Raw genomic sequence first — 25,010 nt, forward strand, 5'->3', positions numbered from 1 at the left:
CGTAAAAAAAGGATTTAAATAAATGCGATTGTTGTACTTTTGCCATTCTATTTAACAAAAAGTATATTCACTAATATTATGGATAGGTTTTCATTTTTAAATGCAGCGCATACCGAGTTTTTTGCACAATTATACGATCAATATTTAGTTAACCCAGACAGCGTTGAGCCTAGCTGGAGAAGTTTCTTTCAAGGTTTTGACTTTGGACAAACGACTTATAATGACGAAAATCCAGTGCAAACGATTGTTGAGTATGTGACTAGCCCAAACACAGATTACAGTCAGGTTTCAGACAAACTGCAAAAAGAATTTAACGTTCTAAAATTAATCGATGGATACCGTACCCGCGGACATTTGTTTACCAAAACAAATCCGGTTCGTGACCGCAGAACTTCATCTCCAACTTTAGACATCGAAAACTTCGGATTATCATCAGCTGACCTTTCAACTGTTTTTGATGCTGCACAAACAATCGGAATTCCACCTTCTTCACTAGAAGCTATCGTAAATCGTCTTAAAGCTATTTACTGCCAGCATATTGGTATCGAATATATGTACATCAGGAATCCTGGTGTTGTAAAATGGATTCAGGAAAAATTAGCTGTAAATGTTAACCAGCCTAATTTCTCTACAGAAGAAAAGAAAACGATCTTAAATAAATTAAATGAAGCTGTTTCTTTCGAGAACTTCCTTCACACTAAATATGTTGGGCAAAAACGTTTTTCACTAGAAGGTGGAGAATCAATTATCCCGGCTCTTGACGCTTTAATCGAGCAAGCTGCTGAAAAAGGTGTTGAACAATTCGTAATGGGAATGGCTCACCGTGGTCGTTTGAACGTTTTGGCAAACATCTTCGGAAAATCAACTCAGGATATTTTTGGCGAGTTTGACGGTAAAGATTACGATCAGGAATATTTTGATGGTGACGTAAAATACCACTTAGGTCTTACAGCTGACAAAAAAACAAGATCTGGAAAAAGCATCAATATCAATTTAGCACCAAACCCTTCTCACTTAGAAACTGTTGGAGCTGTTATTGAAGGAATCACAAGAGCAAAACAAGATAAATATTATGCTGACGATTTCTCTAAAGTATTACCTATCGCCGTACACGGAGATGCTGCAATTGCAGGTCAGGGTATCTTGTATGAAATCATTCAGATGGCACAGCTTGACGGTTACAAAACCGGAGGAACAATTCATATTGTAATCAACAATCAGGTTGGATTTACCACTAACTACTTAGACGCTCGTTCATCTACTTATTGTACAGATGTTGCCAAAGTAACTCTTTCACCAGTTTTACACGTAAATGCTGATGATGCTGAAGCTGTTGTACATGCAGTTTCTTTTGCATTAGATTACAGAATGCAATTTGGACGTGACGTATTTATTGACTTGTTAGGATATAGAAAATACGGTCATAACGAAGGTGACGAACCTCGTTTTACACAACCGGTATTATATAAAATCATCGCAAAACATAAAAATCCAAGAGATATTTATGCAGAGAAATTATTGTCTGATGGCGTAATCGATGCATCTTATGTAAATGCTTTAGAAAAAGAATACAAATCTGCTTTAGAAGAAAACTTAGAAGCTTCACGTAAAAAAGATTTGACTATTATAACTCCATTCATGAAAAACGAATGGGACGGATTTGTTCAGGTAACAGATACGCAAATGCTTCAAAAAGTAGACACTACTTTTGATAAAAAAGGACTGGATTCTATCATCAATACAATTTCAACGTTACCATCTGATAAGAAATTCATCAGTAAAATAACGAAAATTGTTACTGATAGAAAAACAGGATACGACAATAACACACTTGATTGGGGAACTGCAGAAGCATTAGCTTACGGATCTCTTTTAACAGAAGGATTTGATGTTCGTATTTCAGGTCAGGACGTAGAGCGTGGTACATTCTCTCACCGTCATGCTGTAGTTAAAGTTGAAGATTCTGAAGAAGAAGTAATCTTATTGAATGGAATCGAAAACAAAAAAGGAAAATTTGGTGTATTCAATTCGCTTTTATCTGAATATGGTGTTCTAGGTTTTGATTACGGATACGCATTAGCAAATCCGAAAGCCTTAACAATATGGGAAGCACAATTTGGAGATTTCTCAAATGGAGCTCAAATTATGATTGACCAGTATATTTCTTGTGGAGAAGATAAATGGAACAACCAAAATGGTATCGTTTTATTATTGCCACACGGATATGAAGGACAAGGTGCAGAACACTCTTCTGCAAGAATGGAACGTTACTTACAACTTTGTGCAAGACAAAATATGTATGTTGCTGACTGTACAACACCGGCAAACTTCTTTCACTTGTTAAGAAGACAAATGAAAACTAATTTCCGTAAACCTTTGGTGGTTTTCTCTCCAAAAAGTTTATTGCGTGATCCAAGATGTGTATCAACAGTTGACGAATTAGCAAACGGAAGTTTCCAGGAAACTATCGATGACAATACAGTAGATAAAAAAGGAGTAAAAACTTTAGTTTTTGTTACCGGTAAATTCTACTATGACATCGTTGCTGAAAGAGAAAACAATGGAAGAAATGATGTAGCAGTTGTTCGTATCGAACAATTGTTCCCATTACCTGTAGAACAATTAAAAGCAATCATCGCACAATATCCAAACGCTGATGATTATGTTTGGGCTCAGGAAGAACCTAAAAACATGGGAGCTTACAGCTTTATGTTAATGAACTTTGATCTTGTAAAATGGAGATTAGCTTCATTAAAAGCATATGCTGCTCCAGCATCTGGAAGTTATACACGTGCAAAACGTCGTCATGCAGATGCAATTAGAATGGTATTCGATAAAAATTTATTCAGATAAAAAGAATGTTTCAAGTTTCAGGTTTCAGTTTTAACAACATGAAACCTGAAACCATAAAAACCTTAAACAAAAACAAAGATGATTTTAGAAATGAAAGTCCCATCACCAGGGGAATCAATAAAAGAAGTTGAAATTGCAACTTGGTTAGTAAAAGACGGAGATTATGTAGAAAAAGATCAGGCTATTGCTGAAGTTGATTCAGACAAAGCTACTCTTGAATTACCTGCTGAAATGAGCGGAGTTATTACGCTAAAAGCTGAAGAAGGTGATACAGTAGCTGTAGGCGCTGTAGTTTGTTTAATTGATACAGATGCTGCTAAACCAGCAGGAAATGCTACAGCTGCACCAGCAACTGAAGCTCCAAAAGCTGAGGCTCCTAAGGCAGAAGTAAAAGCTGAAGCTCCAAAAGCAGCTCCGGTTCAGGCTCCAGCAGCTACAAGTTATGCAGCAGGAACTCCATCTCCAGCAGCAAGAAAAATATTAGACGAAAAAAATATTGCTCCGGCAACAGTTTCAGGAACTGGTAAAGGTGGAAGAATTACTAAAGATGATGCTGTAAATGCAGTACCTTCTATGGGAACTCCAACTGGTGGAAGCCGTGGAACTGAGCGTACAAAATTATCAATGTTACGTCGTAAAGTAGCAGAAAGATTAGTTTCGGCTAAAAACGAAACAGCTATGCTTACTACTTTCAACGAAGTGAACATGACACCAATCAACCAAATTCGTAATGAATACAAAGATGCTTTCAAAGCGAAACATGGTGGTTTAGGATTAGGTTTCATGTCATTCTTTACAAAAGCAGTTACAAGAGCTTTACAATTATATCCGGATGTAAACTCAATGATGGACGGTGATTACAAAATCGCTTACGATTTTGCTGATATCTCTATCGCAGTTTCTGGACCAAAAGGATTAATGGTTCCTGTTGTTCGTAATGCTGAATTATTAACGTTCCGTGGAATTGAAGCCGAAATCAAAAGATTAGCTTTAAGAGCTCGTGATGGCCAGATTACAGTTGACGATATGACTGGAGGAACTTTTACAATCACTAATGGTGGAGTTTTTGGAAGTATGTTATCTACCCCAATTATCAACCCTCCTCAATCAGGAATTTTAGGAATGCACAATATTATTGAGCGTCCGATTGCTGTAAACGGAAAAGTTGAAATTCACCCAATGATGTATGTGGCACTTTCTTATGATCACAGAATCATTGACGGACGTGAGTCTGTTGGTTTCTTAGTAGCTGTAAAAGAAGCTTTAGAAAACCCATTAGAATTATTAATGAATGGCGATGCTAAACGTGCTTTAGAATTGTAATTGTAATAATTTTCAACAATACTTTAAAACCTGTTCATTGCTTTGAACAGGTTTTTTTTCTTAATATTGGCTTAATTTTAGCTTAAGATGTTAATTTTTTAAACAAATTAAAATTTTACCCTTTAAAAAATATTTTATTTAGAATAAATAAGAATAGCTTGTATAGTTGGCATTCAACAACTAAATTTGCGCTATTAAAATCAATTCTAAATAAAAATGAAATATAAATTGACAATTTCCTTTTTGAGTTTTTGTTTTTTTCTATTAGCAGCTACAACAATCTCAGCGCAGGAAAAAGCAACCATTAAAGGTAAAATATCTTTAAGCGACAAAGAATCTCCTGAAGGAATTTCGCTGGCACTAAAAGGAACAAGATTTGGAACAACTACAGATGAACAGGGAAATTACAAGTTAAAAAATGTAAAACCCGGAACCTACACTTTAAAAGTTTCTTATGTAGGCTATACTTCAACCGAAAAGAAGATTATAATAAAAGAAGGTGAAGAATTGACTGAAAATTTTAAACTTACTTCAAATTCAGAAGAATTAACAGAAGTAGTTGTAAACGGAAGAAAAAATCATTTTGCCCGAAAAGAAAACCAACAAGTATCAAGATTACCACTTAAAAATCTTGAAAATCCACAAGTTTATACTACTATTACCGGAGAAGTTTTAAAAGAACAAGTTGTAACTACTTTTGATGATGCATTGAAAAATGCACCTGGTATTACACAACTTTGGGCTTCAACAGGTCGTGGCGGAGATGGTGCCGGATATTACTCTCTTAGAGGATTTGCCGTTCAGCCAACAATGGTAAACGGATTACCGGGATTAACAAACGGAAGTTTAGATCCTGCTAATGTTGACCGAATCGAAATCATCAAAGGACCATCAGGAACTTTATTTGGCAGCAGCTTAATCTCATACGGAGGATTAATCAATACCACTACAAAAAGACCTTACAAAGGTTTTGGTGCAGAGCTAAACTATACTGTTGGAAGCTATGGCTTAAACCGTGTTACTGCAGATATTAATACATCATTAAACGAGAAAAAAAGTTTAAATTTCAGAATTAACTCAGCATACAACAAACAAAATAGTTTTCAGGATGCCGGTTTTAGAGAATCTTTCTTTGTTGCACCTTCATTATCTTACGAAGTAAACGACAGATTATCATTCTTGGTAAACACAGAGTTTATGAGCAATGAATCGACTAATCCAACAATGTTGTTTTTAGACAGATCGAATCCTTTAAGAGTTCATAATATTGCTGAATTAAAGTACGACAACAAACGTTCTTATACCAGTAATGAATTGACAATAAAAACACCATCTTATAATATTCAGGGTCAAATGAATTATAAGATTTCTGATCAATGGAACTCGCAAACTGTTTTCTCTACAAGCTCTTCTAAATCAACAGGAAATTATGCTTATTTATACGAAGGAACAGCATACCAGCCAAAAATTACAGAAGGAATTGTACTGAACAGATTTTTTAACTACCAGGACAATACAAACTTAACTACAGATATTCAACAAAATTTTATTGGTGACTTTAAAATTGGAAGTTTAAGAAACAGACTTGTTGTAGGTTTTGATTATTTTAAAAGAACAGCAACAGATCAAAGTTCAGGATATTTTGGTAATGGATCTGTTTATATTGGAGATAACTTAGCTTCTTTTAATGCTGTTTTTGGCCCATCAAATGGTGATACCGGAGTTTTAACAAAAGCTGCATCTGACGCTATCGTAGGAAACAGTCCAAGAAACGACAACAAAACAAAACAAGAAGTTTACAGTGCTTATTTCTCAGATGTAATCAACTTTACACCGGCTTTATCAGCAATGGTAAGTTTACGTGCAGACCGTTTCATTAACACAGGAGATGTTTCTACAGATGCAGACAACTATAATCAAACTGCTTTTTCTCCAAAATTTGGTTTAGTATACCAGCCTATTATTGACAAAGTATCTCTATTTGCTAATTACATGAATGGTTTTACTAACGTAGCTCCTGGTGCAAATCGTGTAAATGGAATTTCAACTCCAAAAACATTCAATCCTGAGCACGCTAATCAATTTGAAGCAGGTACAAAACTGAATCTTTTTAAAGATAAACTTTATGCTACATTCAGCTATTACGACATTCAGGTAAAAGATCAGGTGTATGTTATAGAAACACCAAGTTCTGATCCTGCTAATATACCAAACGATCAGACTTCATATCAAAATGGAGCACAACACAATAAAGGTTTTGAAGCTGAAATCGTGGCTAACCCAATTAATGGTTTAAATATTATTTTTGGATACAGCTACAACAATGCTATTTTAACTGCAGGTGATCCGGATTTCGTAAATCACAGACCAGAAAGTGCAGGACCACAAAACCTGGCAAACTTATGGGCTAGTTACAAATTCACACAAGGTTTATTAAGAGGATTTGGTGTAGGATTTGGAGGAAACTATGTGGGTGATAATAAAATCATGAACAGAACTACTTCCGGAACATTTACAATTCCTGCATATACAGCATTAAACTCATCTTTATTCTACAGTGCTGAGAAGTTTACCATTACGCTTAAAGCCAACAATCTTACAAACGAGCAAATTTATGATGGATGGTCAACTATTCATCCAAAAGATCCTAGAACTTTTGCAGCAAGTTTCACGTACAGATTCTAATAAAAAACAAAAACACCTTTCTGTTCAGTCAGAAAGGTGTTTTTTAAATTCATAAAATCATGATAACAATTGCAAGTCTTATCGTTTTTTTAGCTTTTTATACTCTTTATTATACCTCAAAAAGAGCCGTTTTATCTTATGATTTAGGTTTTGAAAAATGGATGAAAAGCAATCTTAAGCCAACTAAAATTATAGGTTTAGGACTTCTTTTATTAGCTTACTCCTTTTGGCTGTTTAGTCAGTCTTTAGGCTGCGGAACCTTCATGTTTCTTATACAGCTCATGACAATTGGCAGCTTAATTATCATTTTAACCCCTCTGAAAAAAATAAGCAAATATGCTATTATTGCTCTTTTTGTACTTGTTGCTTTATTAGAGTTCTATTACAACTAACCTGTTTCTAACCAAAATATGCCAGCAAATCCTAAATACCTAACCCCATCATTTTGGCCGCGTTTTGCCAAAATTACAGCAGCCATACTAGGCGGCTATTTTGTTTCGGTCAGTTTTCATCTGGCACTGGCTGCGTGGTTCAATCGCGCTGCAATCCTGATGACAATGGCTTTTAGCGGATTTATTCTTTGGGTTGCACTAATGGTAATTGCTTTTTTAGCAAAAAGCGGATGGAAAATCTGGGGTCTTTATATACTCCTTACTTTATTTTTTTCTCTTTTTATTTACTTAGGTCAAACCTACAATCCGATAGCCAAATAACTTATGAATAACCGTCATTATAATATCTATTTTCACACACATACTGTTAGCGGAATTGTGATTAGCGTGGTGCTTTTTGTGATTTTTTTCGCAGGATCCTTTTCTTTTTTTAGAGATGAAATCATCAATTGGGAAAGAAGTGAATCTACTGCTATTACCAGAGAAATCCAGTTAGACTACAACAAAGCGCTGAACAAACTTGACAAAGAGTATGTTTTGCATGGAAGAAATATCACTATTTCTAAACCATCCGTAGAAAACAGAGTTGCGGTTTATATGGAAGGTACCAAAGACACTTTGGCTCCAGCCAAACAAAAAGAAGGCACATTCTTTTACCTTGACACAAAAAGCTTCAAAACTTTCACTTACGAAGAATCATATTCGTTAGGTGAGTTTTTATACCGTTTACATTTCTTCGCACAGATTCCGTATCCTGTGGGTTATTATCTGTCTGGTTTTACTGCCCTGTTCTTTTTATTTGCTATTGTAACGGGACTTTTGTTGCATTGGAAAAAAATCGTTTCTAATTTTTATATTTTCCGTCCAAAAGAAAAATTAAAAACACTCTGGACAGATGCGCATACAGCTTTAGGAATGATTGGATTGCCTTTTCAGTTTGTATATGCTGTTACAGGTACATTTTTTATGATCAAACTTCTCATTGTAGCTCCGGCAGTAATGGCTTTGTATCAGGGTGACGACAAAAAATTATATCAGGAATTAGAATACAATGATCCAGAATATAAATTTGACAATAAAGAACTCGCGACACCTTTTAATATAGAACAGCTGGTTGCAAAAGCAAAAAGCAACTGGAAGGACTTTGAAATTACAAAAGTTTTTATTCAGAATTATGGTGATGCAAACATGCATGTGATCGTTGAAGGTGAAATGCCAAACCAAAAAAAATTTACAGGAATAGGAAAAGTAATTTATCGAATTGTTGACGGAAAAGAAATCGCAAGAAAAAATCCTGTTACCCAAACCAACTATTTAGATATAGTAAAAAATGTTTTGTACCGAATTCATTTTGGCGATTATGGCGGATATGCCTTAAAAATTATAAGTTTTGTTCTGGGAATTATTACCTGTTTTGTAATCATTTCGGGGGTTATGATTTGGCTTGTTGCCAGACAAAAAAATAATTTACCGGAGAAAAAACGTCGTTTTAATGCAGCAGTTGTTCGCATTTATCTTGCCATTTGTTTAAGCATGTATCCAATTACAGCACTTGCTTTTATTGTTACCAAAATATTTTATCCATTAACTCAAAATGATCTCTATTGGGTTTATTTTAGTGGATGGCTAATTCTTACGATCTTTTTTATTCTTAAAAAGAATGATACTTTTACCAATAAGTTCTGTTTAATTTCGGGAAGTATTTTAGGTTTCCTAATCCCGATAACAAACGGGATTGTTTCAGGAAACTGGTTTTGGACATCATTTATAGAGAATAAAATCCAGGTTTTCTTTATAGATGCTTTCTGGATTGTGTTGGCTTCTATAACGCTTTATGTTGCTTTTTCATTAAAACCTAAAGTTCCTGCTTCTCAAAAATAATTGAAATAATTTGTGCCTAACTGATTTAGCGTATACTTTTACGGTTTGATTCAGAAAATGGGCTTTAAAACACAAATACGATTTTTACATAAATGGCTCGGATTAATTTCCGGGCTTATTGTTTTTATCGTAAGCGTTACCGGATGTATCTTTTGTTTTCATGATGAAATAAAAGACATTACCCGCAAAGAATGGCGATTTGTTGAACCACAAAACAAACCTTTTTTAACTCCATCAGTTTTACAGGAAAAAGCCAGGAAAATTGCTCCAAAAAATAAATTGTCGATGGTTTCGTATTACGGAAAAAACCGATCTGCAATAGTTTATACCTTTTCTGATGCTGGAAATCTTTATCTCTACTTTAATCCATACACTGGAAAATATTTAAAGACTGAAAATCCCGAAACTGATTTTTTTATTATTGTCGAATACATTCATTTGTATTTACTGCTTCCGGATTATATTGGTAAACATATTGTGGGCGGAGCTACTATCATTTTTATTTTATTATTGATTTCGGGAATTATTCAGTGGTGGCCCAAACGCAAAAGCGATATCAAACGAAGTTTTACTGTTAAATGGTCTGCAAAATGGCGCCGTGTAAATTACGACTGGCACAATACATCCGGATTTTACATTACAATTATTGCTGTCATTATTGCAATTACAGGTTTAACCTTTACCTACGAATGGGTTGGAGACGGGATTTATAAAATTTTCAATTTTGGAGGTAATAAGACCTTAGAAACAAAAGCACCGGTAATTGATACGACTACATTTGACAAGAATAAAACTAATGCTGTAGACCGCGCTTTTATTCAAACCATAAAACTACAGCCAAAAGCCGAAATGTTTTTTGTAACATTTCCACAACAAAAAGGCGACATCATCAATACCGGAGCTTATCCGCATACTTTAAGATACGATCATCAGAGTAATTATTACTTTCATCCCGAGAATGGAAATTTGATTCAGAGTCAGCCTTTTGATAAAAAGAGTTTAGGTTTACAGGTTGTCGAAATGAATTATGGAATTCACACAGGGCAAATTCTAGATTTACCGGGCAAAATTATTGCATTTGTAATTAGTTTAATTGCGGCTGCTTTACCCGTAACTGGTTTTACAATCTGGTATGGCAGAAGAAAGAAAACTAAAAAAATCAAGGCATAAAAAAACCGCCAGTTAAAGGCGGTTTATAAATTATTCGAAATCTTATTAATTTCTATTAGCTAAAGCATTTCTTTGTAAATTCTTAACTGAACTGATTTTACTGTTATCATAAGCAACTTCACAAAGGCTTTTTTCGTTAAAAAACATCCATTTTCCAGTTTTCAATCCGTTTGTGTATTCGCCTACTGCTACTTTATTTCCTTTTTCGTCATACGATACCCAAACACCATCTAATTTACCATCCTTAAAAAAGCCTTCTTGTTGTACTCTGCCATTTTCATAATAATAGGTAGCTTTTACTTTGTTTCCAACAGCTTCTAATTGAGGATTTACTTCTTGTGCAACTAAAATTCCAGAGAACAATATTGCAACTAAAATTACACACTTTTTCATATCTTAGGTATTTAATGTTATCAAATCTTTATCAAATATACCTAATTGTTTACATTAAAAAAACTTTTACTTAACAATTTGGTAACATTGAATAAAAACTTAACATTGAAAATTCCTTTAAAACAAAAAAACCAAAGCTCATGCCTTGGTTTTACTGACTTTTTATAAAAAAGCTATTTTTACGATAACGTTGTAAATTTGATCAATAAATTACTTCAATAATGAATCTAACTTCGTTTGAAGCTCTGGAGACGAAGGTCGCTCTGCATCAGCACTTAAAACATTTCCTTTTGGATCTACGATAATAAATCTCGGAATTCCTGTTACACCATAACTGGTTACAAACTCAGATTCCCAATCTTTATCAGCAAACAATTGTACTCCGCCCAGGTTTTTATCCGTTACGAACTTTTTCCATTTTTCGTTATCCTTCAATTTATCAATTGAAATACTAACGAACTCAATGTTTTTTCCGTGATACTTCTCTTCTATCTTTTGCAAATACGGAATTTCGGCTCTGCATGGCGCACACCATGTTGCCCAAAGATCGATATAAACATATTTACCTTTTAAATCAGAAAGTTTTGTTTTTCCGCCTTTGTGATTATCATATTCAAAATCCGGAGAAGGTTTTCCGTTTAATTTATTTGCTTTTGCAGCTCTTTCATATTCCTGAACAGCATATTGATTAAAACTTTCGAAATTACGTTTTAAAGCCGTTTTAAATTCAGGATCAAAATTGCCTTTTTCAACATTTTCAATATCCGATTTTTTCTTAGCTTCTAAAACCGTAGCAAACTCAGTTGCTTCTTTGGCAAAAGCTTCTTTTTGAAATTGTTCATCTTTTAAAGCTTGTTGTGCCAGAAAATTGCTTTCGTCTACACCTTTACCTTTGTACACAATGGTTTCATCAAATTCTTTAGCGTTCATTGTCAGATTCACTTCAGAATTTGGTTTTAAATATAAATTAGAAGATTCTGTACCATCAGAAAACACATAAAATCCTTTTGGAGCATCAAAAGAAGCAACAAAAATTTCTTTTTTATTAATTGGAATAACCTGTTTAAAATTATCCTTACCTCTAATAACCAAAGTATCACTGTTTCTATTGGCGATTTTGGCTGTAAATTTTATTTGATTCTTAGTTTGACCAATGATAGTTAGTGTGCTGAAAACCAATAAACCTGTAACAAAAAGTTTTTTCATAAGTATTAAAGTTTATTTTACTGACTCAAATCTAAAAAATTACGGCCATGAAATTTCAGAATTAACAAAATATTTCATTTTTATAGGTCATTGCTTATCACTTTACTGGTTTATTCCTGTTTAAAGTTAGATTTAAAATGCTGTAATTTGAATTTTGTGTTTATTTTTGCAGTCTAAAATTGAGATCATGTATAGAAGTCATAATTGCGGCGAATTAAACGCTTCAAATATTAATACCGAAGTAACACTTGCGGGCTGGGTTCAAAAATCACGCGATAAAGGATTTATGAATTGGGTCGATTTACGCGACCGTTATGGAATCACACAACTTATTTTCGACGAAAGTCGTACTAATAAAACCGTTTTTGAATTAGCCAAAACCCTTGGTCGTGAATTCGTAATTCAGGTAAAAGGAACTGTTATTGAGCGTGAAGCCAAAAACAAAAACATCCCGACTGGTGATATCGAAATTTTAGTTTCTGAATTAACTATTCTTAATTCGGCATTAACACCTCCATTTACAATTGAAGATGAAACTGATGGTGGTGAAGATATTCGAATGAAATATCGTTATTTGGATATTCGTAGAAATCCGGTAAAAAACAGCTTATTGTTCCGTCATAAAGTAGCGATGGAAGTTCGTAAATATCTATCTGATTTAGATTTCTGCGAAGTTGAAACGCCTTACTTAATCAAATCGACTCCCGAAGGAGCGAGAGATTTCGTTGTACCAAGCCGTATGAACGAAGGACAGTTTTATGCATTGCCACAATCTCCACAAACTTTCAAACAACTTTTGATGGTAGGTGGAATGGATAAATATTTCCAAATCGTGAAATGCTTCCGTGACGAAGATTTACGTGCAGACCGTCAGCCTGAGTTTACACAAATTGACTGCGAAATGGCATTTGTAGAACAAGAAGACATTTTGAATGTTTTTGAAGGATTGACAAGACATTTATTAAAAGAAATTAAAGGTATAGAAGTAGAGAAATTCCCAAGAATCACCTACGACTACGCCATGAAGACATACGGAAATGACAAACCGGACATCCGTTTCGGGATGAAATTTGGCGAATTGAACGAATTTGCGCAACACAAAGAATTCCCTGTTTTTAATGCAGCAGAATTAGTTGTTGGAATTGCAGTTCCGGGAGCAGGAAATTATACCCGTAAAGAAATCGACGGATTAATTGACTGGGTTAAGCGTCCGCAAGTTGGAGCGTCTGGAATGGTTTATGTAAAATGTAATGAAGACGGAACCTACAAATCATCTGTAGATAAATTCTACGATCAGGATGATTTAACAAACTGGGCAAAAGCTACTGAAGCAAACCCGGGAGATATGATTTTTGTACTTTCTGGTCCGGCTAATAAAACACGCGCTCAGCTCTCGGCACTTCGTATGGAATTGGCTACTCGTTTAGGATTACGTAATCCTGAAGAATTTGCCCCATTATGGGTTGTAGATTTTCCATTATTAGAATTAGATGAAGAAAGTGGTCGTTATCACGCAATGCACCATCCGTTTACATCTCCAAAACCAGAAGATATGGCTTTGTTAGAAACAGAACCGGGAAAAGTTCGTGCAAACGCATACGATATGGTTTTAAACGGAAATGAAATTGGTGGAGGATCGATTCGTATTCACGACAAGGCAACACAGCAGTTAATGTTTAAATACCTGGGCTTTACTGAAGAAGAAGCAAAAGCACAATTTGGATTCTTAATGGATGCTTTCCAATTTGGAGCACCGCCTCATGGTGGATTAGCTTTTGGATTAGACAGATTAGTTGCCATTTTAGGTGGTCAGGAAACTATTAGAGACTTTATTGCTTTCCCAAAAAACAATTCAGGACGTGATGTCATGATCGATGCACCTGCTGCAATAGACGAGGCTCAGTTAAAAGAATTGCATATTAAAATTGATGCTATTTAATTCTCAGGAATAACAATTAGAATAAAGATAAGGCAGCTGAAATTTCAGCTGCTTTTTTTATTTCAGAAGATGATATGAACAAATCCAAATTTTATATTTTTCAAATTATCAAATTCCTACATTTTTATCGTTTTTATATTCTTACAATTAATGATTCTCAAATTATGGTATTTCATATAAAATTTGATGCAATAAACGACGTAAAAACACTGTAAATCAATAATTTTTACAAAAAATTAACAGGTTCATGTCTTTTGTATGAATTTATATATTACATTTGCTTTATTATAAATTATTATTACAATTACAATGCGTACAGGTACAGTAAAATTTTTCAATGAATCTAAAGGTTATGGATTCATTACAGACGAAGAAACAGGAAAGGACATCTTCGTTCACGCTTCAGGAATTAACGCGGAAGAATTACGCGAAGGTGACCGTGTAAGCTATGAAGAAGAAGAAGGAAGAAAAGGGAAAGTTGCTGCTAAAGTAGCAGTAATCTAAGAAAAATATAGCAATTTATTTTTTTTGCCTCTGAATGGTTTAAAACGTTTCGATTAATTTCGAAACGTTTTTTTTTGCCCATTTCTTAAAAAAATATTAAAATTTTCAAATCTTATTTATAATCAATAAAAATTACACATAAACGCGGTTTCATACCCTACTTATATCCTCCTTTAGTTTGTGATTTACATAGTTGAAAGTTATCTTTGTGGCTTATTCTTTAAGTAAAAATCCTAAGTTTATGCAATCTGATCAATACAGTTACATTCCTATTTTAATGCAGTTCATTCTGGCTGTTGGTTTTGTGGTAGGAACAATCATTATTTCCGGAAAATTAGGCCCAAAAAGAACCTCTGAAGTAAAAGATAAAAACTTCGAGTGTGGTATCGAATCTGTTGGTAATGCCCGTATTCCTTTTTCTGTAAAATATTTTCTTGTTGCGATCTTATTTGTATTGTTTGATGTAGAGGTTATTTTCCTTTATCCTTGGGCAGTAAACTTTAAAGATCTTGGTGTTGAAGGAATGCTAAAAATGATTGTTTTTATGTCATTGCTTTTAGTTGGTTTTTTCTACATCATCAAAAAGAGAGCTTTAGACTGGGAATAAAGAAATTTTAGATTTCAGATTTTAGATTGTTTGATTTAGAATTTAAGATTTGAAAAATAATTTCTCAAAACACAATATTGATTTTTAAAATATTGATTTCGATTTCAGAATTAAATCTAAAATCAGAGATCTACAATCTAAAATAAAAATGAGCGATTCAAATGTAAATATGGTTGCGCCACCGGAAGGAGTTGTAGGAGAAGGTTTCTTCGCTACAAAACTAAATGATGTTGTTGGTTTGGCACGCGCGAATTCTCTTTGGCCTTTACCTTTTGCAACATCTTGTTGCGGAATTGAGTTTATGGCAACAATGGCTTCACATTATGATTTGGCACGATTTGGATCTGAGCGTGTGAGTTTCTCTCCTCGTCAGGCAGATATGTTGTTAGTAATGGGAACGATTTCAAAAAAAATGGCTCCAATTTTAAGACAAGTTTACGAACAAATGTCTGAACCTCGCTGGGTAATTGCTGTAGGAGCATGTGCTTCTTCAGGAGGTGTTTTCGACACTTACTCAGTTTTACAAGGAATTGACAAAGTAATCCCGGTTGATGTTTATGTTCCCGGATGCCCTCCAAGACCTGAACAAATTGTTGACGGAGTAATGAGATTACAAGAATTGGTAAAAAGCGAATCTGTGAGACGCAGAAGCTCTCCGGAATACCAAGAATTATTAGCTTCCTATAACATTTCATAAGATGGCTTTAGAAAACACCCTGATCCAAGATAAACTTACAGAAACATTCAACAACGATGTTTTTAACTTTCAGCAGGAAAGAGATATTTTCTCTCTTGAAGCATCAGCTGATAAAATTACAGCGTTGATTCTATTCCTTAAAAACGATTCTGATTTACGTTTTCACTTTTTAACAGATTTATGCGGAATTCATTATCCGGATAACGATTCAGAACGTCAGTTTGCTGTTGTATATCATTTACATAACTGGTACGAAAACAAACGTTTGAGAATAAAAGTTTACCTTAATGGTGAAAAACCGGAAATTAAATCTATTTCAAATATTTTCTTAAGTTCAAACTGGATGGAAAGAGAAACATACGATTTCTTCGGAATCAATTTTATTGGTCACCCGCAATTGAAACGTATTTTGAATATGGACGAAATGGTCTCTTTTCCAATGAGAAAAGAATTCCCAATGGAAGACAGCGGAAGAACTGATAAAGACGACAGATTCTTCGGAAGAACAGTATCAAATAGCTAAATAATTCAACATTATAAAATGTCAGAACTATTATTACCACCAGAGCATCGTTATGCTAAAATAATTAAGGAGAAACTAAACGAAGACGGAAGCGAACTTTCGGTATTGAATTTAGGTCCTACTCACCCTGCGACTCACGGTATTTTTCAAAATATCCTGTTAATGGATGGTGAAAGAATTTTAGAAGCTGAACCAACCATTGGTTACATTCACAGAGCTTTTGAAAAAATCGCCGAAAATCGTCCGTTTTACCAAATCACTCCTCTTACAGACCGTATGAACTATTGCTCCTCTCCTATTAATAATATGGGATGGTGGATGACATTAGAAAAACTATTAGGCGTTGAAGTTCCAAAAAGAGCACAATATTTAAGAGTTATTGTAATGGAGCTTGCTCGTATTACAGATCACTTAATCTGTAACTCAATTCTTGGTGTTGATACTGGTGCGTATACTGGTTTCTTATACGTTTTTCAATTTAGAGAAAAAATCTACGAAATCTACGAAGAAATTTGTGGAGCTCGTTTGACTACAAATATGGGAAGGATTGGTGGTTTTGAGAGAGACTGGTCTCCGGAAGCTTTCAAAAAACTAGACACTTTCCTTGAAGAATTTCCAGTTGCCTGGAAAGAATTCGAAAACTTATTCGAAAGAAACAGAATTTTCCTTGACAGAACTGTAAACGTAGGTGCAATCTCTGCAGAAAAAGCAATGGCTTACGGATTTACAGGTCCAAACTTACGTGCTGCCGGAGTTGACTACGATGTTCGTGTGGCTCAGCCTTATTCCTCTTACGAAGATTTCGATTTTATTGTTCCTGTTGGAAAATCAGGTGATACTTACGATCGTTTCTGTGTACGTAATGCTGAAGTTTGGGAAAGTTTAAGCATTATTCGTCAGGCATTAGAAAAAATGCCGGCTGGAAACGAATATCATGCAGAGGTTCCTGATTATTACCTTCCTCCAAAAGAAGATGTATACAATTCGATGGAATCATTAATCTATCACTTTAAAATCGTAATGGGAGAAGTTCCTGTTCCCGTTGCCGAAATTTACCATCCTGTTGAAGGTGGAAACGGTGAGATCGGTTTTTATTTAGTTACCGACGGAAGCAGAACTCCATATAGATTACATTTCAGAAGACCTTGCTTTATCTATTACCAAGCATATCCGGAAATGATTAAAGGATCGTTGCTTTCTGATGCAATTGTTATTTTATCAAGTTTAAATGTAATTGCAGGAGAATTAGACGCCTAAAAAAATTGTGCCTTTGCGCCTTTGTGGCAAAACAAGAATAAAATGGAAAGAAAACATTACAAACAAGAAATAAATATGACTGACGCATTGATCGCCCGTATCAATGAATTAATCAGTCATTATCCTGAAGGCAAACAAAAATCGGCTTTACTGCCTGTTTTGCACGAAGTTCAGGATGCACACAACAACTGGCTTAGTACTGAACTACAAGATAAAGTTGCTGAAATTCTTCAGATCAAACCAATTGAGGTTTATGAAGTAGTTACTTTTTACACCATGTTCAACCAAAAACCAATTGGAAAATACATGTTTGAGTTTTGCCAGACTTCTTGTTGTTGTTTACGTGGTGCAGAAGATTTAATGGATTATACTTCTGAAAAATTAGGCATTAAAATGGGCGAAACCACTCCAGACGGAATGTTCACCATTGCCGGAGTTGAATGTTTAGGTGCTTGCGGATACGCTCCGATGATGCAGTTAGGCGATTTCTACAAAGAGAAACTGACAGAAGAAAAAATCGATCAGATCATTGCTGATTGTAGAGATGATAAAATAATATTACACGATAAATAAGATGTCACAAAAAATATTATTAGATAAAATCAATATTCCTGGAATTAAAACCTACGAAGTTTATCGTCAAAATGGCGGTTATGCTTCTGTAGAAAAAGCTTTAAAAACACTAACACCGGATGAAGTTACTGAAGAAGTAAAAAAATCAGGTCTTCGTGGTCGTGGTGGTGCAGGTTTCCCTGCCGGAATGAAATGGAGCTTTATTGACAAAAAATCAGGAAAACCAAGACATTTAGTTTGTAACGCTGACGAATCAGAACCAGGAACTTTCAAAGATCGTTATTTGATGGAATTTATTCCTCATTTATTGATCGAGGGAATGATCACTTCTAGTTACGCTTTAGGTGCTAACCTTTCGTATATCTACATTCGTGGAGAATATATGTGGGTTTTCAAAATTTTAGAAAGAGCAATCGCCGAAGCTAAAGCTGCAGGCTGGTTAGGAAAAAATATATTAGGTTCAGGTTACGATCTTGAACTTCATGTTCACTGTGGAGCCGGAGCTTATATCTGTGGAGAAGAAACTGCACTTATTGAGTCTTTGGAAGGTAAAAGAGGAAATCCTCGTATTAAGCCACCATTCCCAGCGGTTTCAGGGCTTTGGGCAAATCCAACAGTAGTAAACAATGTTGAAACTATTGCAACGGTGCCATGGATTGTAAACAATTCTGGTGACGATTATGCTAAAATTGGAATTGGACGTTCAACTGGAACTAAATTAATTTCTGCTTCTGGACATATCAAAAACCCTGGGGTTTACGAAATTGAATTAGGTTTAAGTGTAGACGAATTCATGAATTCTGATGAATATTTAGGAGGAATGTCTTCAAGCAGACCTTTGAAAGCATTTGTACCTGGAGGTTCTTCTGTGCCAATTTTACCAGCTGAATTGATTTTCAAAACAGCAAACGGTGAAGACAGATTAATGACTTACGAATCTTTAAGTGACGGTGGTTTTGCTACCGGATCTATGTTAGGTTCCGGAGGATTTATTGTTTACAATGATACCGCTTGTGTTGTAAGAAACACCTGGAACTTTGCACGTTTTTACCACCACGAATCTTGCGGTCAATGTACGCCTTGCCGTGAAGGAACAGGATGGTTAGAAAAAATCTTATGGAGAATTGAAAACGGTCAAGGCCGTGAAGAAGATATCGAATTACTTTGGAGTATTCAGAGTAAAATTGAAGGAAACACAATTTGTCCGCTTGGTGACGCCGCTTCCTGGCCAGTAGCAGCAGCGATTCGTCACTTTAGAGATGAATTTGAATATCACGTTCGTTTCCCTGAAAAAATCAAAAATAGAGATCACTTTGTTGCTGAACCTTTTTCGCAAGTAAAGCATTTAGTAGGCGGTAAAGTAATAATATAGTCAAAAGTTAAAAAGTCGAAAGTTGAAAAGTTTAAAAGTTATGTAGATTGACTTTAGACTTTAGACTTTAGACATTAAGACATAAAGAAATGAAAGTAACCATAGACGGTCAAAGTATAGACGTAGAGCCAGGAACAACAATCCTGCAGGCTGCACGTATGATTGGTGGAGATTTGGTTCCGCCAGCCATGTGCTATTACTCAAAATTAAAAGGCAGCGGTGGAAAATGCCGTTGTTGTTTAGTTGAAGTTTCTAAAGGTAGTGAGGCTGACCCAAGACCAATGCCAAAATTAATGGCATCTTGCGTAACAGGATGTATGGACGGAATGGAAGTAAACAGTAAATCTTCTGCCAGAGTTACCGAAGCGCGTAAATCTGTAACAGAATTTTTATTAATTAACCACCCATTAGACTGTCCTATTTGTGATCAGGCTGGTGAATGTGATCTTCAGAATTTAAGTTTTGAGCACGGAAATCCAAAATCACGTTATATTGAAGAGAAAAGAACATTTGAACCAGAAAATATTGGTCCAAATATTCAACTGCATATGAACCGTTGTATTTTATGCCAAAGATGTGTACAAGTTGCAGATCAATTGACAGACAACAGAGTTCACGGTGTATTAGACCGTGGTGACCACGCTAATATTTCGACAGGAATTTCTAAAGCGATCGACAATGAGTTCTCCGGAAACATGATTGATGTTTGTCCGGTTGGAGCTTTAACCGATAAAACTTTCCGTTTTAAATCAAGAGTTTGGTTTAACAAACCTTTTAACGCACACAGAGAATGTACAACTCCTGGATGTTGTGGTAAAACTACGGTTTGGATGTTTGGTGGAGAAATTCAACGTGTGACTGGTCGTAAAGATGAGTACCATGAAGTAGAAGATTTTATTTGCAACAGCTGTCGTTTTGATCACAAAGATGTTAAGGACTGGGTTATCGAAGGACCAAGAGAATTTGAAAAAGATTCTGTGATCAACCAAAACAATTACACTCAAAAATTAGAGAAAGTTGAAATCGATACTGAAAAGAATATTCTTTTAGGTAGAGATATTGACCGTAAAAAAATTAGTATGGCGGCAATTCCATTAACTGCTAATGATAAAAATTCTTAAGAAATGGAAAGTGCATTTATTATAGAAAAAAGTGTTGTTATTGTTGTCGTTTTTGCGGTAACCATGATTATGGCGATGTATTCTACGTGGGCAGAACGTAAAGTTGCTGCTTTTCTTCAGGATCGTGTTGGACCAAACCGTGCAGGTTGGGGAGGTTTATTACAACCGCTTGCCGATGGTATGAAATTATTCTCTAAAGAAGAGTTTTTTCCAAACACGCCAAATAGATTTTTATTTATTGTAGGTCCTGCGATTGCAATGAGTACAGCCCTAATGACAAGCGCTGTAATTCCATGGGGAGACAGACTTCATGTTTTTGGAAGAGATGTAATCCTTCAGGCAACTGATGTAAATATTGCTTTATTATACATTTTTGGAGTTCTTTCTGTTGGAGTTTACGGTATCATGATTGGTGGATGGGCTTCTAACAATAAATTCTCCTTAATGGGAGCTGTTCGTGCAGCATCTCAAATGGTTTCTTATGAGATTGCAATGGGATTATCAATGATCGCATTATTGATGATGACCGGAACAATGAGTTTAAAAGAAATCTCTTTACAGCAACAAGGAATGAACTGGAATGTTTTCTATCAGCCAGTATCATTTTTAATCTTCTTAATTTGTTCGTTTGCAGAAACAAACAGAACTCCTTTTGACTTAGCAGAATGTGAAAACGAATTAATTGGAGGTTACCATACAGAATATTCATCCATGAAAATGGGATTCTATTTATTTGCTGAATATGCAAGTATGTTTATCTCTGCTACTATTATTTCTGTATTATTCTTTGGAGGTTATAACTATCCTGGAATGCAATGGATGGTAGAAAATGTTGGAGTAAACACAGCTAATCTTTTAGGAATTGCAGTATTATTTGTAAAAATATGTTTCTTCATATTCTTTTACATGTGGGTACGTTGGACAATTCCAAGATTTAGATATGACCAATTAATGAACTTAGGCTGGAGAATTTTGATTCCGCTTTCGATTATTAATATTATGATTACGGGCGCTGTTATTTTAAGACACGATATCGCAGCAGCTTTAGGATTCTAAGAACCGTAATGTCCTAGCCCTGATAGAAGCGGCATCCTTTTATGGTGGGGTTCACCATAAAAGATAAAGCGGATAGCAGGATTAGCTTTAAATAAAAACAAAATAGATTTTGAATTTGATTGATCTCAAATTGTAAATCATAAATCATAGATTAAAAAATGTCAATAGAAACTATATCATTATCGGGTAGAAAAAAAGTGGTCTCTAACAAAGAGATGACTTTTTTGGAACGATTGTATCTTGTGGCGATTGTAAAAGGTCTTGCTATTACACTTAAGCACCTTTTTAGAAAAAAAATTACGATTCATTATCCGGAACAGGTTCGTGAGATGAGTCCGGTTTATCGTGGTCAGCATATGTTGAAACGTGATGAGCAGGGTCGTGAAAATTGTACAGCATGCGGATTATGTGCTTTATCATGTCCTGCAGAAGCAATCACAATGAAAGCTGCTGAACGTAAGCCAGATGAGAAACATTTATACAGAGAAGAAAAATATGCTTCGATTTATGAAATAAACATGCTTCGTTGTATTTTCTGTGGTTTATGTGAAGAGGCTTGTCCAAAAGATGCTATTTATTTAACAACTTCTAAGGTTTTGGTTCCTGCAAGTTACGAAAGAGAAGATTTCATCTTTGGGAAAGACAAATTAGTGATGCCTTTAGAAATGGCTATTAAAAACTCACAATTAAATAACGCTAACTAATGATACATATTCCTGATTTTGCACACGCAACAACTGTACAAATTATATTTTGTTTCTTAGCGTTTATCACGGTAATAACTGCTTTTTTAACTATTTTTAGCAGAAACCCTATTCATTCTGCTATTTACCTGGTGATTTGTTTCTTCTCAATTGCCGGACATTATTTATTATTAAACTCACAATTTTTAGCCATTGTACATATAATAGTCTACTCCGGAGCGATTATGATTTTGTTCCTGTTTACGATTATGTTAATGAACTTAAACGAGCAGCGAGAAGTTCACAGACCAAGAATTACACGTTTAGGGGCGATCGTTTCTTTTTGTCTTATTGTTATTGTTTTGATTGCAATATTCATCAATTCGAAACCAATTATGGGCGAATACGATTCGACTGGAGAAGATTTCCAATCTATTAAAGTATTGGGTAAAATATTGTTGAACGAATATATGGTACCATTTGAATTTGCTTCGATTTTACTTTTGGTTGCGATGATTGGAACTGTATTATTGTCTAAAAAAGAAAAATTAAATAAATAATGGGTAATATATTAAATCAAATAGGTATTGAAAATTACATCTTTTTAAGTGTTGTACTTTTTTGTATTGGTGTTTTTGGTGTATTGTACAGACGAAATTCAATTATCGTTTTTATGTCTATCGAGATCATGCTAAATGCAGTTAACCTTTTATTTGTGGCTTTTTCAACTTATCATCAGGACGCACAAGGACAAGTTTTTGTATTCTTTTCGATGGCGGTTGCTGCTGCTGAAGTTGCGGTAGGATTAGCTATTCTGGTTTCTATTTTCAGAAACATTGGCTCAATTAGTATCGATAATTTAAAAAATTTAAAAGGATAAAATAGAAATGGATACCAATTTAGCTTTAGTTTTAGTTTTAGCTCCTTTTTTAGGATTTTTAATAAATGTTTTCTTTGGGAAAAGCTTAGGAAAAACAGTTTCCGGAATTATCGGAACTGCTGCCGTGGCTGTTTCTTTTATAGTTACTCTTGTTCTTTTTAATCAAATAACTTCAACCGGAAAAGGAATTGAAGTTACTTTATTTGACTGGATTCAAATTAGTAATCTAAAAATCAATCTTGGATTTTTATTAGATCAGCTATCTGTTCTTTGGTTGCTTTTCGTGACCGGAATTGGATCTTTGATTCACTTATACTCTATCAGTTACATGCATGACGATGAAAATATGCACAAGTTTTTTGCGTATTTAAATCTGTTCGTATTCTTTATGATTACGCTTGTAATTGGAAGCAACTTATTAGTATTATTTATCGGTTGGGAAGGTGTTGGACTTTGCTCTTATTTACTAATCGGATTCTGGCATAAAAACCAGGATTATAACGATGCTGCAAAAAAGGCTTTCATCATGAACAGAATTGGAGATTTAGGTCTTTTAATTGGTATGTTCATCATTGGTTCAATGTTCTCAACTTTAGATTATACAACTTTAAAAACGGCAATTGCCGGAGCTGCTAACTTAAATATTCCGTTGCTTTCATTAGCAGCATTATGTTTGTTTATTGGAGCTTGTGGTAAATCTGCACAAATTCCGTTATATACCTGGTTACCTGATGCGATGGCTGGACCAACTCCGGTTTCGGCATTGATTCACGCTGCAACAATGGTTACAGCCGGTATTTTTATGGTAACAAGATTAAATTTTGTATTTGATTTAGCACCAGACGTTCAAACCGTAATTGCTGTTATTGGAGCTATAACTTCTTTGGTTGCTGCTACAATTGGTTTAGTACAAACAGACATTAAAAAAGTATTAGCTTACTCTACCGTTTCTCAATTGGGTTTAATGTTTTTAGCATTAGGTTTTGGAGCTTACGAAGTAGCTGTATTTCATGTAATTACTCACGCTTTCTTTAAAGCTTGTTTATTCTTAGGATCTGGTTCTGTAATTCACGGATTACACGGTGAACAGGATATGCGTAAAATGGGCGGATTGCGTAAAGCAATGCCAATTACTTTCTGGACCATGTTGATTTCTTCATTGGCTATTTCAGGAGTTCCGTTTTTCTCAGGTTTCTTCTCAAAAGATGAAATTTTACTGACTGCTTTCCACCACAGCATTCCATTATATGTTGTTGGATCTGTTGCTTCAATTATGACTGCTTTCTATATGTTTAGATTAATGTTCTTAACTTTCTTTAAAGATTTTAGAGGAACTGAAGAGCAAAAGCATCATTTACATGAAAGTGACGGTTTAATTACTTTCCCTTTAATGATTTTAGCTGTTTTAGCAACTTTTGGAGGATTGATTAGTTTACCCGGAAACAGCTGGTTAAATGGATATTTAGCTCCTCTTTTCACAAAAGTAGCTGGCGAAGAACACCATTTGGGCGCAACAGAATATACTTTAATGGGTGTTGCTGTTTTAGGTGGATTATTAGGAATTTTAATTGCTTACATCAAATATTTCAAACAGGATAATGTTCCTGAAACAGACGAAAATATTACAGGTTTAACAAAAGTATTATACAACAAATATTATGTTGACGAAGCTTATGATGCCATTTTTGTTCGTTCTGTAAACGGATTATCAAGATTCTTTAGAGACTATATTGAAACTGGCTTATCAGCACTTGTTTTTGGATTAGGAAAAATTGCAAATGAATTAGCTTTTCAGGGTAAAAAACTTCAAACCGGAAGTATCGGATTATATCTTTTCGTTTTCGTTTTAGGTCTTTGTGCCATTGTTTCTTATATATTTTTAGCTCAATAATTTT

The 25,010-nt window shown here is 34.7% G+C and carries 23 protein-coding genes; 21 read left to right on the top strand and 2 right to left on the bottom strand.

Annotated features, from left to right (window positions below; all coding sequences use genetic code 11):
• The first annotated feature begins 78 nt into the window (after positions 1 to 78).
• From A4F88_RS05225 to A4F88_RS05255, 7 genes are all read left to right on the top strand, one after another.
• A complete protein-coding gene (locus A4F88_RS05225; RefSeq protein WP_068841510.1) occupies positions 79 to 2,853 on the top strand; it encodes a 2-oxoglutarate dehydrogenase E1 component in 2,775 nt (924 codons plus the stop codon).
• A 78-nt stretch (positions 2,854 to 2,931) separates the two neighbouring features.
• Complete coding sequence (odhB, locus tag A4F88_RS05230; protein WP_068841511.1) at positions 2,932 to 4,176, top strand: 2-oxoglutarate dehydrogenase complex dihydrolipoyllysine-residue succinyltransferase; 1,245 nt, start codon at positions 2,932 to 2,934, stop codon at positions 4,174 to 4,176.
• 216 nt (positions 4,177 to 4,392) lie between these two features.
• Positions 4,393 to 6,861, top strand: a complete 2,469-nt coding sequence (locus A4F88_RS05235; protein WP_068841512.1) for a TonB-dependent receptor — start codon at positions 4,393 to 4,395, stop codon at positions 6,859 to 6,861.
• A gap of 59 nt (positions 6,862 to 6,920) precedes the next feature.
• A complete protein-coding gene (locus A4F88_RS05240; RefSeq protein ID WP_068841513.1) occupies positions 6,921 to 7,253 on the top strand; it encodes a hypothetical protein in 333 nt (110 codons plus the stop codon).
• 18 nt (positions 7,254 to 7,271) lie between these two features.
• Entirely contained in the window at positions 7,272 to 7,574 is a 303-nt protein-coding gene (locus A4F88_RS05245) for a hypothetical protein (protein ID WP_068841514.1), read from the top strand.
• Between the two features lie 3 nt (positions 7,575 to 7,577).
• The gene (locus A4F88_RS05250; RefSeq protein WP_068841515.1) at positions 7,578 to 9,134 is read left to right on the top strand and encodes a PepSY-associated TM helix domain-containing protein; all 1,557 of its coding nucleotides are present in this window, start codon (positions 7,578 to 7,580) and stop codon (positions 9,132 to 9,134) included.
• Positions 9,135 to 9,191: 57 nt separating this feature from the next.
• Entirely contained in the window at positions 9,192 to 10,304 is a 1,113-nt protein-coding gene (locus tag A4F88_RS05255) for a PepSY-associated TM helix domain-containing protein (RefSeq protein WP_068841516.1), read from the top strand.
• A 45-nt stretch (positions 10,305 to 10,349) separates the two neighbouring features.
• On the opposite strand, the gene A4F88_RS05260 is transcribed toward A4F88_RS05255, so the two are convergent.
• Positions 10,350 to 10,697 (bottom strand): toxin-antitoxin system YwqK family antitoxin, encoded by a 348-nt coding sequence (locus A4F88_RS05260; RefSeq protein WP_068841517.1) that lies wholly within the window; start codon positions 10,695 to 10,697, stop codon positions 10,350 to 10,352.
• Positions 10,698 to 10,907: 210 nt separating this feature from the next.
• Positions 10,908 to 11,903: a TlpA family protein disulfide reductase gene (locus A4F88_RS05265; protein ID WP_068841518.1), complete on the bottom strand. Its 996-nt coding sequence runs from the start codon at positions 11,901 to 11,903 to the stop codon at positions 10,908 to 10,910.
• Between the two features lie 187 nt (positions 11,904 to 12,090).
• Here A4F88_RS05265 and aspS point away from each other — a divergent pair, with 187 nt between their 5' ends.
• The 14 genes from aspS to nuoL all read left to right on the top strand — a co-directional run bounded on the left by aspS (position 12,091) and on the right by nuoL (position 25,006).
• The gene (gene aspS / locus A4F88_RS05270; protein ID WP_068841519.1) at positions 12,091 to 13,842 is read left to right on the top strand and encodes an aspartate--tRNA ligase; all 1,752 of its coding nucleotides are present in this window, start codon (positions 12,091 to 12,093) and stop codon (positions 13,840 to 13,842) included.
• 309 nt (positions 13,843 to 14,151) lie between these two features.
• Positions 14,152 to 14,346, top strand: a complete 195-nt coding sequence (locus tag A4F88_RS05275; protein ID WP_007137066.1) for a cold-shock protein — start codon at positions 14,152 to 14,154, stop codon at positions 14,344 to 14,346.
• Between the two features lie 241 nt (positions 14,347 to 14,587).
• Entirely contained in the window at positions 14,588 to 14,953 is a 366-nt protein-coding gene (locus A4F88_RS05280) for an NADH-quinone oxidoreductase subunit A (protein ID WP_068841520.1), read from the top strand.
• 148 nt (positions 14,954 to 15,101) lie between these two features.
• Complete coding sequence (locus A4F88_RS05285; protein ID WP_057121621.1) at positions 15,102 to 15,650, top strand: NADH-quinone oxidoreductase subunit B; 549 nt, start codon at positions 15,102 to 15,104, stop codon at positions 15,648 to 15,650.
• A gap of 1 nt (position 15,651) precedes the next feature.
• Positions 15,652 to 16,173 (top strand): NADH-quinone oxidoreductase subunit C, encoded by a 522-nt coding sequence (locus A4F88_RS05290; protein WP_068841521.1) that lies wholly within the window; start codon positions 15,652 to 15,654, stop codon positions 16,171 to 16,173.
• An 18-nt stretch (positions 16,174 to 16,191) separates the two neighbouring features.
• The gene (locus tag A4F88_RS05295; RefSeq protein ID WP_068841522.1) at positions 16,192 to 17,430 is read left to right on the top strand and encodes an NADH-quinone oxidoreductase subunit D; all 1,239 of its coding nucleotides are present in this window, start codon (positions 16,192 to 16,194) and stop codon (positions 17,428 to 17,430) included.
• 42 nt (positions 17,431 to 17,472) lie between these two features.
• Entirely contained in the window at positions 17,473 to 18,003 is a 531-nt protein-coding gene (locus A4F88_RS05300) for a complex I 24 kDa subunit family protein (RefSeq protein ID WP_068841523.1), read from the top strand.
• A gap of 1 nt (position 18,004) precedes the next feature.
• Positions 18,005 to 19,375: an NADH-quinone oxidoreductase subunit NuoF gene (gene nuoF, locus A4F88_RS05305; protein WP_068841524.1), complete on the top strand. Its 1,371-nt coding sequence runs from the start codon at positions 18,005 to 18,007 to the stop codon at positions 19,373 to 19,375.
• Between the two features lie 89 nt (positions 19,376 to 19,464).
• The gene (locus tag A4F88_RS05310; RefSeq protein WP_068841525.1) at positions 19,465 to 20,496 is read left to right on the top strand and encodes an NADH-quinone oxidoreductase subunit G; all 1,032 of its coding nucleotides are present in this window, start codon (positions 19,465 to 19,467) and stop codon (positions 20,494 to 20,496) included.
• Positions 20,497 to 20,499: 3 nt separating this feature from the next.
• Positions 20,500 to 21,552, top strand: coding sequence for an NADH-quinone oxidoreductase subunit NuoH (nuoH, locus tag A4F88_RS05315; protein WP_068841526.1), 1,053 nt, complete (start codon positions 20,500 to 20,502; stop codon positions 21,550 to 21,552).
• A 158-nt stretch (positions 21,553 to 21,710) separates the two neighbouring features.
• Complete coding sequence (locus A4F88_RS05320; protein WP_068841527.1) at positions 21,711 to 22,256, top strand: NuoI/complex I 23 kDa subunit family protein; 546 nt, start codon at positions 21,711 to 21,713, stop codon at positions 22,254 to 22,256.
• Positions 22,256 to 22,795: an NADH-quinone oxidoreductase subunit J family protein gene (locus tag A4F88_RS05325; protein ID WP_068841528.1), complete on the top strand. Its 540-nt coding sequence runs from the start codon at positions 22,256 to 22,258 to the stop codon at positions 22,793 to 22,795. The genes A4F88_RS05320 and A4F88_RS05325 overlap by 1 nt, the downstream gene beginning before the upstream one ends.
• Positions 22,795 to 23,115, top strand: a complete 321-nt coding sequence (gene nuoK / locus A4F88_RS05330; protein ID WP_012023318.1) for an NADH-quinone oxidoreductase subunit NuoK — start codon at positions 22,795 to 22,797, stop codon at positions 23,113 to 23,115. The genes A4F88_RS05325 and nuoK overlap by 1 nt, the downstream gene beginning before the upstream one ends.
• A gap of 7 nt (positions 23,116 to 23,122) precedes the next feature.
• Positions 23,123 to 25,006: an NADH-quinone oxidoreductase subunit L gene (nuoL, locus tag A4F88_RS05335; protein ID WP_068841529.1), complete on the top strand. Its 1,884-nt coding sequence runs from the start codon at positions 23,123 to 23,125 to the stop codon at positions 25,004 to 25,006.
• Positions 25,007 to 25,010 lie beyond the last annotated feature (4 nt).

The sequence above is a fragment of the Flavobacterium chilense genome, assembly GCF_001602525.1.
Taxonomy (GTDB): domain Bacteria; phylum Bacteroidota; class Bacteroidia; order Flavobacteriales; family Flavobacteriaceae; genus Flavobacterium; species Flavobacterium chilense.

What these genes read in the sequence shown, in the direction of transcription:
- A4F88_RS05310 (WP_068841525.1), top strand. Translation starts at nt 19,465, where the DNA reads ATGAAAGTAACCATAGACGGTCAAAGTATAGACGTAGAGCCAGGAACA.
- A4F88_RS05225 (WP_068841510.1), top strand. Translation starts at nt 79, where the DNA reads ATGGATAGGTTTTCATTTTTAAATGCAGCGCATACCGAGTTTTTTGCA.
- A4F88_RS05325 (WP_068841528.1), top strand. Translation starts at nt 22,256, where the DNA reads ATGATACATATTCCTGATTTTGCACACGCAACAACTGTACAAATTATA.
- A4F88_RS05250 (WP_068841515.1), top strand. Translation starts at nt 7,578, where the DNA reads ATGAATAACCGTCATTATAATATCTATTTTCACACACATACTGTTAGC.
- A4F88_RS05295 (WP_068841522.1), top strand. Translation starts at nt 16,192, where the DNA reads ATGTCAGAACTATTATTACCACCAGAGCATCGTTATGCTAAAATAATT.
- A4F88_RS05235 (WP_068841512.1), top strand. Translation starts at nt 4,393, where the DNA reads ATGAAATATAAATTGACAATTTCCTTTTTGAGTTTTTGTTTTTTTCTA.
- A4F88_RS05255 (WP_068841516.1), top strand. Translation starts at nt 9,192, where the DNA reads ATGGGCTTTAAAACACAAATACGATTTTTACATAAATGGCTCGGATTA.
- aspS (WP_068841519.1), top strand. Translation starts at nt 12,091, where the DNA reads ATGTATAGAAGTCATAATTGCGGCGAATTAAACGCTTCAAATATTAAT.
- A4F88_RS05245 (WP_068841514.1), top strand. Translation starts at nt 7,272, where the DNA reads ATGCCAGCAAATCCTAAATACCTAACCCCATCATTTTGGCCGCGTTTT.
- A4F88_RS05275 (WP_007137066.1), top strand. Translation starts at nt 14,152, where the DNA reads ATGCGTACAGGTACAGTAAAATTTTTCAATGAATCTAAAGGTTATGGA.
- A4F88_RS05290 (WP_068841521.1), top strand. Translation starts at nt 15,652, where the DNA reads ATGGCTTTAGAAAACACCCTGATCCAAGATAAACTTACAGAAACATTC.
- A4F88_RS05280 (WP_068841520.1), top strand. Translation starts at nt 14,588, where the DNA reads ATGCAATCTGATCAATACAGTTACATTCCTATTTTAATGCAGTTCATT.
- nuoF (WP_068841524.1), top strand. Translation starts at nt 18,005, where the DNA reads ATGTCACAAAAAATATTATTAGATAAAATCAATATTCCTGGAATTAAA.
- A4F88_RS05320 (WP_068841527.1), top strand. Translation starts at nt 21,711, where the DNA reads ATGTCAATAGAAACTATATCATTATCGGGTAGAAAAAAAGTGGTCTCT.
- nuoL (WP_068841529.1), top strand. Translation starts at nt 23,123, where the DNA reads ATGGATACCAATTTAGCTTTAGTTTTAGTTTTAGCTCCTTTTTTAGGA.
- nuoK (WP_012023318.1), top strand. Translation starts at nt 22,795, where the DNA reads ATGGGTAATATATTAAATCAAATAGGTATTGAAAATTACATCTTTTTA.
- nuoH (WP_068841526.1), top strand. Translation starts at nt 20,500, where the DNA reads ATGGAAAGTGCATTTATTATAGAAAAAAGTGTTGTTATTGTTGTCGTT.
- A4F88_RS05300 (WP_068841523.1), top strand. Translation starts at nt 17,473, where the DNA reads ATGGAAAGAAAACATTACAAACAAGAAATAAATATGACTGACGCATTG.
- A4F88_RS05260 (WP_068841517.1), bottom strand. Translation starts at nt 10,697, where the DNA reads ATGAAAAAGTGTGTAATTTTAGTTGCAATATTGTTCTCTGGAATTTTA.
- odhB (WP_068841511.1), top strand. Translation starts at nt 2,932, where the DNA reads ATGATTTTAGAAATGAAAGTCCCATCACCAGGGGAATCAATAAAAGAA.
- A4F88_RS05285 (WP_057121621.1), top strand. Translation starts at nt 15,102, where the DNA reads ATGAGCGATTCAAATGTAAATATGGTTGCGCCACCGGAAGGAGTTGTA.
- A4F88_RS05240 (WP_068841513.1), top strand. Translation starts at nt 6,921, where the DNA reads ATGATAACAATTGCAAGTCTTATCGTTTTTTTAGCTTTTTATACTCTT.
- A4F88_RS05265 (WP_068841518.1), bottom strand. Translation starts at nt 11,903, where the DNA reads ATGAAAAAACTTTTTGTTACAGGTTTATTGGTTTTCAGCACACTAACT.